The following is an 11,715-nucleotide window of genomic DNA, read 5'->3' as shown; positions in this document are numbered from 1 at the left end:
ATCAACATACTTGTAAAAAATATCGGTAATTTTCCTACTTTAATTCCTGAGACTGAAAGTACTGTGTCCTAATCAGACTCCAGCACTCATGCGCTCGATAAGGACAGATTTAAAAGTGACAAACTGAGGTAGGCGAACCGAGCTCTTCATTTTTTACAGAAACACCGGTTGTTATGCCAGAGCGGACAAAGTACGAAAATCACTCCGATTCCGGCGCTCTTAACAACAACCGGAGAATCAAATCATGATGACTAAAGCTACCCTACTCGAAGATCAATTCGTCAATATGGCATTCATCACTCAACTGACCGGTTTAACCGATAAATGGTTCTATAAACTCATCAAAGATGGTGTGTTCCCCAAACCTATCAAACTGGGCCGTAGCTCTCGCTGGCTGAAAAGCGAAGTCGAAGTCTGGCTTCAGGAGCGCATAACGCAGTCCCGCCGGTAAGCCCTACTCCACCCAGTGGCCCCATTCAAAATCGTATTTTCACTATCCGCTCAATGCGGAGGGTTACAGCGACCTAAAATCTGACATTCAAGGACCCAACATGCAAAACACGTCTCCGATACTCAACCATTATCAAACCTGGCTTGATGACTTCACCCGCATCAGCTTTTGGCACGGTTTGTGTCAGCAGGAGCCCACGCAATGGCACCGGCTGGCGATGACATCCTGCCTCACCCCCGAGGGCACCGTTATAGTTATTCCGCAGTGCCTGCTTCAGATAACGCACTCACCTTGCGTAGACGCGTGTGCCGTTGTCCCTAAGATAACCAAACAGACCGATTGGCCCCTACTCTCCGGTGTGCTACTCAACGAATGTTATCGTTTGGAGAAAGGAACGCTGGCGGAGCAGTTACAGATGATGTTCCGGTTGCATGCCCCGACTATTCAGCAGGCCCTGACACTGCTGTTCTGGTGTGAACTGGTTATAGGGTCGGTGATGAGCGAGTGGTATACCTGCACTTACGGCTTCCTGACACACTGAGTCAATGGCTGGCAGCGAAGTAGAAAGCCTACCAGGGCCTGACGATGCTGACTGAAGGTTATAACCGTGCCGCGCGACCACGTCCTCACAGCGGAACATCAGTGGGGGGACTGACCCATCAGAGGACCGTAGGCGCTTGCTGGCATACACGCCTGGGTTTTCCCTTAATCACGTAGCAGGAGCCCGTAGAGGCGAAAATAAAGCCTATTTTATACAGTGAGTTATCGTGCATCAGCGCATCCGTTCCTTTTCGTCCGACACCGTACCCCCCATGAACCCTATTCCCTGACAGTCAGAGTCACTGTCCGATGCTATCGGCGGCTTCTGGCTGCATACCCTTTGGCCCCAAGGATTATTGAATGAAAGACTACAAACCCCGTTATGAAGAGCTCCATAAATATTACCAAACCTGGCTGATGGGTTTTACAAAACTGGCCGTTTGCCAGGGGATGTGCCATCAGAATATTTATTACACCCATGCCCTAACAGTAGGATGTCTGCAATTTCCTGGGAAAGACCCGGTTATTGCGATTGTTCCGCAATGCCTGCACCGAATCATTTACGGTAAAGCATCGACAGCATCCTTATCCCTTGAGGACGACCTGAGCGTCAGTTTATGTACGCAGGAGCACTTGCTCGTCCATCATCCGATGCTGGAAGGTGTCCTGCTTTCTGAATGTGTCCGCTTAAAACAACGTTCACTGGCGAATAAACTCACCAGCCTGTTTCAACAGTTCAGCGGAACTGAGCTCCGTCTAAAGCTTGTCTGGCTGTGCTGGTACGATTTGATGCTAGGAAATAGTCTTGCTGACTGGATTGAAAATCTGAAGTTAAAATCAAGCGAGGAGGTCAATAACTGGGTTAATGACCGGCAGACTGAGAACCACAGGCTTACCAGCATGATGGATGAATACGTCTGCTTTGCGTACCGCACAGTACTAGAAACTTTGATTTGAGGCACTCGAAATGCTGACGGGGTACACCACCATTCCAAGGTAAATACATATTGTATGGAACAGCTAACTTCGGAGTGATTTTAACTTATAAATCAGTATCCTAATCGGCATGGTAGAAGGTTATGCGAAAGTGCGCGAGTGTCGGATAGGTAATATATACCTGTTATCAACATAGATATCATTGATATCTACTCCTTGCTATACAAACACTTAAACAACATTCCAGAGCTGAGCAGCAGAACAGTCGCGTTGAGTACGTCAGTAAATCACACCTCTAGTAACCCGTATCCCTGTCAGCCCCATAAATCCGAATCCACATATCCACTATGCCTGTCTCTGACCCGGCAGGGCATCTCTTTGCCTGAAATCGACAGGTGGAGGAAACTATTATGTCAATTTTCAATAATATCAACGAAATGGCACTGGATGAACGCCAGGTACCCTTCAATACCCATTACCTGCAACAAATCATGAAAGTTATCTGGAATGCCCTCAACGATCACTCACGCACGACCGTTATTCGGGTGGACCTTCGTCTGCCTGAATACCGTGATATTGGCGACAGTATTATCTACAGCCCTGATCTTCGCAAAGGGTTAATGTCACGCTTTATCGAGTCGTTGAACGCCAAAATTGCAGCATATCGGAAAAGAAAAGCCAGAGGAGAAAAGCGAATACATCGTAATTCCTTACGATACATCTGGGTCCGAGAGCAAGCCGACCTTTTAGGTAAGAAGCATTACCATGCAGTACTGTTTGTGAGTACCGAATGCTTCAATACACTTGGAATCTACGACGATAACGGTACCGGGCTGGCGTCGCTTATCCAAGAGGCCTGGCTGAGTGCGCTGGGAATGAGTGACTATTCAGAATGCCGCGGACTAGCTCGTTTTCCTGAACATCCACTTTATTTCCTAGACGTGAATCGCCATGATTTTCGGGAGGCGTTGGACAAACTAACCATTCGCATAAGTTACCTGGCGAAAGAGCGTACTAAAATCTACAGCAGCGAGGAACGCTCATTTGGTTGTAGTCAGGCCTGAGATGCGAACTGCACAAAAATTATGATCGGGATAGAGGTCAAATTTATGCTGCTCTGACACAAAAATTTGGGAGCTATATGAGAATATCACTATCGGGCCATCAACCTCGCTTGGAGATATTATGGGATGGTGCTGAATCAATATTTCGCTCATGAGCATGGCCACCCACGACGACCAAATAACGGCAATGACATATAACCGGATATGTAGCTACGATCTGCAGAGTTGAAGATTTGTGGCAAAGGACATTATAGGGTTCATTGGTAGCGTTAACGTCTATCAATACGTTAGCACCAAATAGAAAATTACAAGGAGGGAGAGAATGGCATCTGCAAGGCAAGACTTCGAACGATACGTTCAATGGCTCTATCAACCGGACAAGCAGGTGCCCGAAGACGTTAGGCGTCTTGCTACTCTTGCACTGCATAATTTCGATGAACTAGCGGAGACTTCACGTCAACGCAGTCAACGATCAATTTATCTCGTTGGACTTGTTCGAAGGGACCTGGCTAATACAGTCGCTGAAGCTCCGGTAGTTCCCGATGAAGTGGGTGTCAACATTTGGCCTTGGGCAAAGCTTCGACATTTGACACTAGGTCCATTCCGGGGGTTTCGCGTCGCTGAACCATTTGATCTTTCAAATCAAATCACGCTTATCTATGGCCCTAATGGCAGTGGCAAGACCAGTTTATGCGAAGCATTAGAGTACGGCCTACTAGGAGATGTTGAAGAAGCTGGGAATAAGCGCATTAATGCCAGGACCTATCTTGCCAATGTCCATGACGGACGATTCGACCCACCGGTTCTAATAGCCACAGACCAACAAGGACGAGATGTCAACGTTGCCGCTAATCTTGACATCTATCGTTTCTGTTTTATTGAAAAGAATCGGATCGATGCCTTTTCAAGGATCGCCGCTCGCCCAAACGCACAGCGAGCAGAACTTATTGCAACCTTATTCGGTATGGATCAGTTCAATGATTTTGTAAGTAACTTCAATGAGTCAATTGACGGGCAACTTGTCATAGCTAGTGAGCAGCAAAATGCACTGATAGCACGACGCAATGAATTGGCTGCAGACCAACTGATTGTCGACAGTGAACCCGCATCTCAATTGGTGCTTTCAGATGAAGAGGAGATGCTGGCCAGAGAATATGCTGCTGACACTAGCTATGAACGCCTAAAAAATCTAATCGGTACTGCTGAGGCTCCAGGCAGACTGCAGGATCTTGACGCCATTCTCGAAGCTGTATCACCCAATGTGGTTGGTGTGACTCACAAAAACTTCATGGACGCCTTAGAAAAGGCTCACCATTCAGGCGAGTCACTAGATGCCATCAAGGCCACACTTCATGCCAAGAGCGATCAAGTTTCTTTCAAAGCTCTGTACGATTCAGTGCTCGCTCTTCGGAATGTTGTCGGAGAGCGCTGCCCTGCATGTGACACTCCGCTTGATGGCCAAGCTCACGTAGAGACAGATCCTTATCAGAAAGCGAAAGATGGCTTAAGACAACTTGAAGAGCTGGGAACTTTGCAGGATCAGCAAAAAATTGGAGAAGCCACGCTTGGTCAAGCGTCACGTGAACTACGCCAGATATTGGGTTCTATTGCCATATTTGTCGCCGCACAAGCCGAGGAAGGTACTGCGACTAGCCTCTGGTTGACACAGTTGCCGATAGAACCTGAAGGTAATTGGTGGTCAGTTATTTACCCACAAGCTAAGAATCCTGAAGCAGACCGACCATCGCTGGATGAGTTATTTGCAATTGTTGATAGAATTGCTGCACAAGACGTTGCATCACTGCAGGCGCAGCAGGATAGGCAGCCACATGTCATTGAGCACCGGCGACTCAGAGAGTTCCAGTTACGGGTACAAGTTCAAGACCTTAAGCGCCAGCAATTGAAAGACAATATTGTAGCGGCAAATAACCGTATCCAGGCATTTGACGAAACAAATGCGGCACTCATTGCTCAAGCAAATAAAGAGCGATTAGACATAGCACGAGATGCACCCTTCAAGTTGGCTTATGATCGCTTCCTGGAAGAGTTAAGAGCATACAAAAATCAGCTTCCTGAACAACTGATGGCTGGTCTTAATGACGCAGCTAAGGACCTCTACAACGCGTTCAATCGCAATGACCGTGATGAAGATAAAATTTCCACGCTACATCTTCCGTTGACCAGCGATGGAAAGATTGAAATTAGCTTTCGTAGCTATCCTCATATTCGCATGGATGCGCTACATGTTCTTAGCGAAGGCCATGTTCGCTGCTTAGGACTAGCGATTCTAATGGCTAAGGCAAAGAGTATTGGTTGCCCCGTTATTGTGTTCGATGATGCCATCAATGCAATCGACCATGACCACAGAGGTGGTATTCGTGAAGCAATTTTTGAAAGCGATCAATTTGCGCAAACTCAGTTGATCGTAACCTGCCACAGCAATGAGTTTATAAAGGACATCCAGCAGCATCTTCCCGCGCCACGACGAAGTTCATGCAAGGTGTATTTGTTCCGCCATCACGAAGGGAATTACCAGCCCAGAGTGCTCGGCAACATTCCGACTGCAAATTACATCGCCAAGGCCCGAGCAGCACGTGAAGTTCTGAATGACAGAGAGGCTTTAGCAGCATCCCGCCAGGCTCTTGAAATGCTATCAGAAAAGACTTGGCGTTGGCTGGTAAGCCATAACCAGGGTCCCCTCAACCTCCTACTGGCGGGTGTTGGTGCTGAGCCAGCTCTTCGCAATCTTTGTGAAGCTCTTTCGAAGAAAATGCGCGATGCACAGGCTTTTCATCACAACAACAAAGATCCACTTTTAACTGCATACGGCCGAATCCTCGGAATACCTGTTGGCAACCTTGTGTGGACTTACCTCAATAAGGGGACTCATGAAGAAGCCGAGCGGGATGATTTTGACGGAGAACTCGTCGAGACTGTAGTTCAAACGCTAGAAGAACTTGACCGTCTTGATCTTCGCCCCAACCGTTAGCAGATAAGCTGGTGATACCCTGCCCTCTCTAAATGGCAGGGTAGTCCAAAATAACTATTGAGTATGCAGAATGGACAAGCTCTTGGAGATAAACAGCAGTGCTGGTGCTCCAACTATACGAGGTACTATATTCGTTATCATCGAGTTCCAATAATTGATTTATGCAGGCCCCTTCAACCCTTAACTCGATACATCAATCAATATCCTACCGCGATGAACAAATGCTCGCGTCATTGGACGCAACATCGAAACTATCTCAGCTGAAGTCCTACCAGACATTCAATACTCTGTGCTTCAGCAGTGAAGTAGAACTGAAACCAACTATGCTGGATTAGTCTGTTCTATAATCGTCTGGTCACCGGGAATTACTATAATGTTTTTTGCATTCATCTATCGCTGAAAACATATCCCGCGCAGGACGCATCTGATAAGTAATCGCCATTTGAAATCCACCTTTATGGAATCCGAGATGGTCCAGACTGATAATTTCATCCGTTTTGGCCCAATATTTATCGCCGTTCATCTCCAATACCTTCTCACGATAAACCACAATTTTTTCTGGATAGTCTGGGCGTTCTCCTTCTTTTGAGAATATTTCATAACGGACATATCCATTGTTGTCGTCCCCAAGCAGGAACACCTTGGCAAGATTAAGTTGCAACATTTCTAAATCCTTATCGTCATTTACCAGTGAGACAACGGTCATATCAGACTAGATACTCGATTTGACCGCTGTGAATCACCGGGACATGCGTTGCTTGATTACTCCGAAAAACATTCCCCACAGATGTTCTGACATCCCTTCGTTCGTCAACAGCGCCTCCCGTGAGGCGCCACTACTAAAGCCTCCCATCAGAGCACGAAACCCTAGAGTTTGGTCGTTATCAACAAGGGTCAGGCTTTCGTTATAGCTATTTCGGACAACGTTTTCTTGGCTATAGCAGATATCTCCCATTCCATGGTGTTGGGTGCCACGCCAGATGCCACATTGACCAACCTTGCTACCGTTGATATACACCGCGCAAGTGAATGAATTCGCATCAAGTAGGTGGAAATCGACGTCTAATCCAGCATGGCGTTTCTTGAGTTCATCCAAAGAGTTCTCAAAATAACGGGCGACATACTCAAAACCTTCACGTCGGGCTCGATCTTTATCAAGGTCGGTAAAGGTCTTTGGTAGAGAAAGATTGCTGGAACGTGGAGTAAAAACCGTCTCTGTTGCCTGATACACCGGATTCCCCGGAGCTGAAGAAGAGACATGCACACTCTGTTGTGGTTTTTTCACTTCCATACTGGCAATAGCGCGAGAGACGGCATCAAAGACCTGAACATAACCTTCATCGTGGCTGGCAAATTTGGTGATGGGCTTACCGTCGATTGTCGCCGCCATAATGCTGCCGAACGGTAACTGGTGCCAAGCGCATTCTCTTAAGATCACCGGAATGACCACTGCCTCACCACGCTTGTGACGTTCCATCGCGTTGGTCATTTCAACCTGATAGCAGTAATCGGAGGCGATGAAATCGCTACTGATGAGCAATAGAATAATATCGGCTTCGGAAAAATAATGATCAATCTGGTGTTCAAATTCCAGCCCAGGATCGATGCGGCGATCATGCCATGTAGTGATCTTCCCCATCCGCTTGAGGGGCGAAAGATGTTTCTCGAGCTCATTGCGTAGTGCTTCATCTACATGGGAATAAGAAAATACAAGGCTAATCATAACGGTGAAGACTCCTGAGGCGCAGTAATTGACTAATTCTATTCTGCCTCAGATATGGGTAAAGGTCACTTTTCTCACTATTTTTTTAGGGTTATTGCTTTCTCGATTTTTTTGCTTTTCACGCGTTTTAATAGTCATGTGAACAATGCGCTTACACTGGCATTGCATCCAGTAATTTTCTTGTTTTCAATCCTCAAATGAGGTATAAAAAATAGAAAATTAATAAGAGCCGCTACCGATGTACTACCATAATCTCGCAAAAACTATCGTGCTAGCTGACCCTGATGACGTTGAATCATATCTGCAGCCTATGAATCTCTGTCAAAGTGATCTTGGCAGTATCCTCGAACGAGGTTTATCAGGACGTTACTCAACGACTCAAAACCACCCTGCAATTTCACGTGGGCAGTATTTTTATGGTGAGGGGGTAAGCGGCGCTCGTGAGATTCTTGCGCCAAAAGGGTACAAACGGCTATCTGTTCGGAATGTTGAATTGACCGTTAGTGATAATGTTGCAATTTACCTATGCCGTGGCTGCGATCAAACTGGGCTTTTTCATGGATACCCCGAATCTCGCCTAAAGAAAGGTGACTTTACTTGCGATCTGATGGGGTTGATTCACAACAATACCCCCGGACAAGGAGATCTCAAGCTCGACGATAACCAACTTAAGTTGGACCTTGATCTATACGAAGGCGATGTTGTCCCTCTCCTACCGAATAAAATCGGAATGGACTTATGGTTTTTACTCTACGATTTTTATGAAATCGATGACTTTCACCGTGTCGGTATCCGTGCAGAACTTTCTCGGCCTATCTCGTACAACGATAAAAATGTAGTTAATAGCTTTTCTACCCGTTTGATACTTGATATTCACGGACCTGAGCCGATTATCCAGAGTAATAATGCACCACTATTTACGCCGGATATTGACCTCGACATTTTAAAAGTAGGCTAAGTATGTACCATGTTTAATTCAGAGCGTTTACGTATAGCAAGAGAACGAAGAGGTCTGACACAAAGAGCTTTAGCCGAAGCAGCTGAATTGACCAGCAGAACGATTTCGAACTATGAGAAGGCAGGTATCTTTGACGCTGTAGCCAGTGACAGTATGGATAAAATCTCTGCTGTTCTTGGTTACCCTGTTGAGTTTTTCCTCGACGGAGACGTCCCTTCTCTTTCATCTGAATCGGTTAGTTTTCGAGCAATGACTAAGCTAAGCGCACAGAAGAGAGATTCAGCGCTTGGTGCAGGCAAACTTGCCCAAGAGTTATCGATCTGGATTGAAGAACAATTCAAACTACCGAAACCCAATATTCCTGATTGTAGCTTCGATGGTTATTTGGAACCTGATCGTGCCGCCCGAGCAGTGAGAGAACACTGGGGAGTCGGTGAATTATCGATTTCTAACTTAATTCACCTTCTGGAAGCTAATGGTGTACGTGTGTTCTCGCTCGCTGAAAATTGCATTGAAGTTGATGCTTTTTCGTTTTGGATTGACGAAAAACCATTTGTTCTTCTGAACACAATGAAAACACCGGAGCGTAGCCGCTTCGATGCAGCTCATGAATTAGGTCATTTAGTTCTTCACAAACATTCGAGCAATAATGGAAGGCAAGCAGAGCTAGATGCGGACCGCTTTGCATCAGCTTTTTTGATGCCTGAACGCAGTGTTTTAGCAACAGTACCAAGAATGCCATCACTCGACTTGCTTATATCGATGAAAAAAAATTGGAAAGTGTCACTTGCAGCTTTGGTTCGTCGTACATTCGATGTGGGCTTATCAACTGAATGGCATTATCGACAGTTATCAATTGAGTTGACTCGTCGGGGATATCGGACCAGCGAGCCACAAGGTATGGATGTTCGTGAGAAATCACTTGTGTTGGAGAAAGTGTTTTCCGCACTGCGTTCACGTGGGATCAAACGTAGTGAGATCTTAAAACGGCTACGATTCCCTGCAGACGAAGTAAGCGCGCTTACTTTCAGCAATAGCTTCTTTATGGGCTCGATTGATGGGGGCGGAGCAACAGTATCCGACTCCTATAAACGTCCTGCCCACTTGAATGTTGTTAAATGAATTATGATAGGTGTAGCCACCCCTATAACAAAACCATTTAGTAATAAATGTCTCAAGATAACGTGTTCATAGCCTTACTCAAATTGGGCAAGGGGGTATGGTACCCCACCATTTTTCGTCATAATGAAAGCGAGGCGGTAAGTTTGGGGGGCTTTACTCTAGTTGGCCAGAAAGTAACTGCTTTTGATGCAAGAGATACCTCACTGTTTCATGACGCATAGATGATGGCGAACTGCTTTATCCAAAAATTATTGATACTCCCTCTGCGGACAATCCAGTTGCAATCCAAACTCAACCTCGCAGTGCCCTCGAGAAAAACGGCTGGAAATCTTTGCGGTTGAAGACGAGATCAATGAAAATCCTGGCTCTTGCATAGATTCACTACGGCCGTAAGAAAAACTGGCACTATCCACTTACCCTAACAAGTAGTGTAATGCAGCATACATAACGAGATTAAGGTCTATAAAAAATATGGTTACTCAGCAAAATGTCAAATTCCGAGAACTTGTTAATAAGTTACGTGAAATTTTTCAAATTGACCGCCCAGAGCTTGATTTTGGCATTTATAGAATTCTTAATGCCCGCTCTAGCGAAATCAATAATTACCTTGAAAATCGCCTAGCACTTAAGGTTCAAGCTGCGCTTCGTAATGGTAGCGAAGCTCAAAGTGAACTGATCGCTCGAGAGCTCAAGGACAAGGAGGCTCAATACCAAGCTGATGGTATTGAGCCTGATACTGTGCCTAAAGTGCAAGAATTACGTCAAAAACTAACTCAAGAAAGAACCAGGGCTCGCGAGAATGAGGATGCTATATTTTCGCATTTACTCACTTTTTTCTCTCGCTATTATGACCAAGGTGACTTTATCAGCCAGCGACGTTATAAAGGCGAGACCTACGCAATTCCCTACGCTGGTGAAGAAGTCATGTTGCATTGGGCCAACAAGGACCAGTACTACACTAAAAGCGGGGAAAATTTCGCCAATTATAGCTTTATGTTGGAAGATGGCCGTTCGGTGAAATTCAAGCTAGTAACTGCAGATATAGCAAAGGATAATCGCAAAGATAATGACAAGGAGCGCCGCTTCATACTCGCCGCGCACAAGATAATTACTCGCATCGATGAGTATGGTGATGAATATGAAGAAGAATTGCTACCTGTCGAAGAAGTCAAGGGCGTAGACAGCTGTGAACTGATAGTTCGATTTGAGTATAGCGCTCAGCTCAAAGGAACTAAGCAGGAAACTTTAGTCCTTAAAGCCGTTGAAACTATTCTTAATCATTCTGACGTTAAATTACGCTGGCTTGATTTGAGCAACCGCGCTCCCACGGAGAAAAATCCTCAACGTACTTTGCTGGAAAAACACCTCGTTGATTATACAACCAAAAATACAGCTGATTACTTCATCCACAAAGATCTTGGTAACTTCCTAAATCGCGAACTCGACTTCTATATTAAAAATGAAGTAATGAATCTGGACGATATTCAAAACGCTGGAACATTCTCAGATATAGAGAACAGCCTTCGTATGATCCAGTGCCTACGGAGTATTGCCGGAGAACTGATAGAATTCTTAGCTCAGCTTGAGAATTTTCAAAAGAAGCTCTGGCTTAAGAAAAAGTTTGTTGTATCAAGCCATTATTACATTACGCTAGATCGGATACCTGAAGCTATGTATCCAGAAATTGTTTCTAATGAGAGTCAATGGTCACAATGGAAAAATCTCGGTGTTTGTGACGATAATACTCCCCCAACAATTGATAGTCTAAAGTCCTCACTTTATCGAATGGTGGATACAAGTCTCTTTAGTGAATCATTCAAGGCGAGGATTTTGCATGGTATACAAAATATAGACAAAAGTGTTGATGGAATCCTTATCCATAGCGATAATTTTCAAGCGTTGAATTTGCTGCAGGAAAAATATAAAGAAAAA

Annotated in this window: 9 protein-coding genes and 1 pseudogene; 8 read left to right on the top strand and 2 right to left on the bottom strand. The window is 45.3% G+C overall.

Annotated features, from left to right (window positions below; translation table 11 throughout):
• Positions 1 to 244: 244 nt before the first annotated feature.
• From V2A85_RS18185 to V2A85_RS18165, 5 genes are all read left to right on the top strand, one after another.
• Positions 245 to 451 (top strand): helix-turn-helix transcriptional regulator, encoded by a 207-nt coding sequence (locus tag V2A85_RS18185; protein WP_420072023.1) that lies wholly within the window; start codon positions 245 to 247, stop codon positions 449 to 451.
• A gap of 100 nt (positions 452 to 551) precedes the next feature.
• Positions 552 to 992, top strand: a complete 441-nt coding sequence (locus V2A85_RS18180) for a secretoglobin family protein (protein WP_420072022.1) — start codon at positions 552 to 554, stop codon at positions 990 to 992.
• A gap of 359 nt (positions 993 to 1,351) precedes the next feature.
• Complete coding sequence (locus V2A85_RS18175; RefSeq protein WP_420072021.1) at positions 1,352 to 1,948, top strand: hypothetical protein; 597 nt, start codon at positions 1,352 to 1,354, stop codon at positions 1,946 to 1,948.
• Between the two features lie 389 nt (positions 1,949 to 2,337).
• The gene (locus V2A85_RS18170) at positions 2,338 to 2,991 is read left to right on the top strand and encodes an inovirus Gp2 family protein (protein ID WP_420072020.1); all 654 of its coding nucleotides are present in this window, start codon (positions 2,338 to 2,340) and stop codon (positions 2,989 to 2,991) included.
• 322 nt (positions 2,992 to 3,313) lie between these two features.
• Complete coding sequence (locus tag V2A85_RS18165; protein WP_420072019.1) at positions 3,314 to 5,980, top strand: AAA family ATPase; 2,667 nt, start codon at positions 3,314 to 3,316, stop codon at positions 5,978 to 5,980.
• 355 nt (positions 5,981 to 6,335) lie between these two features.
• Here V2A85_RS18165 and V2A85_RS18160 read toward each other — a convergent pair whose 3' ends face one another.
• Positions 6,336 to 6,644: a hypothetical protein gene (locus tag V2A85_RS18160; RefSeq protein ID WP_420072018.1), complete on the bottom strand. Its 309-nt coding sequence runs from the start codon at positions 6,642 to 6,644 to the stop codon at positions 6,336 to 6,338.
• Positions 6,645 to 6,719: 75 nt separating this feature from the next.
• Positions 6,720 to 7,703 carry a toll/interleukin-1 receptor domain-containing protein gene (locus V2A85_RS18155; protein WP_420072017.1) on the bottom strand — a complete coding sequence of 328 codons (984 nt, stop codon included), beginning with the start codon at positions 7,701 to 7,703 and terminating at the stop codon, positions 6,720 to 6,722.
• Positions 7,704 to 7,941: 238 nt separating this feature from the next.
• On the opposite strand from V2A85_RS18155, the gene V2A85_RS18150 reads away from it, so the two are divergent.
• From V2A85_RS18150 to V2A85_RS18140, 3 genes and pseudogenes are all read left to right on the top strand, one after another.
• On the top strand, positions 7,942 to 8,661 hold the full coding sequence (locus V2A85_RS18150; RefSeq protein ID WP_420072016.1) for a hypothetical protein: 720 nt from the start codon (positions 7,942 to 7,944) through the stop codon (positions 8,659 to 8,661).
• A gap of 9 nt (positions 8,662 to 8,670) precedes the next feature.
• Positions 8,671 to 9,783, top strand: a complete 1,113-nt coding sequence (locus V2A85_RS18145) for a helix-turn-helix domain-containing protein (RefSeq protein ID WP_420072015.1) — start codon at positions 8,671 to 8,673, stop codon at positions 9,781 to 9,783.
• A 471-nt stretch (positions 9,784 to 10,254) separates the two neighbouring features.
• Positions 10,255 to 11,715, top strand: a pseudogene (locus V2A85_RS18140) (site-specific DNA-methyltransferase); the annotation flags it as partial.

This window comes from Yersinia sp. 1252 StPb PI (assembly GCF_048593885.1).
GTDB classification, from domain to species: domain Bacteria; phylum Pseudomonadota; class Gammaproteobacteria; order Enterobacterales; family Enterobacteriaceae; genus Yersinia; species Yersinia enterocolitica_E.
Note: the sequence above shows the minus strand (reverse complement) of the source record. Positions and strands in the feature narration are given on the sequence as shown.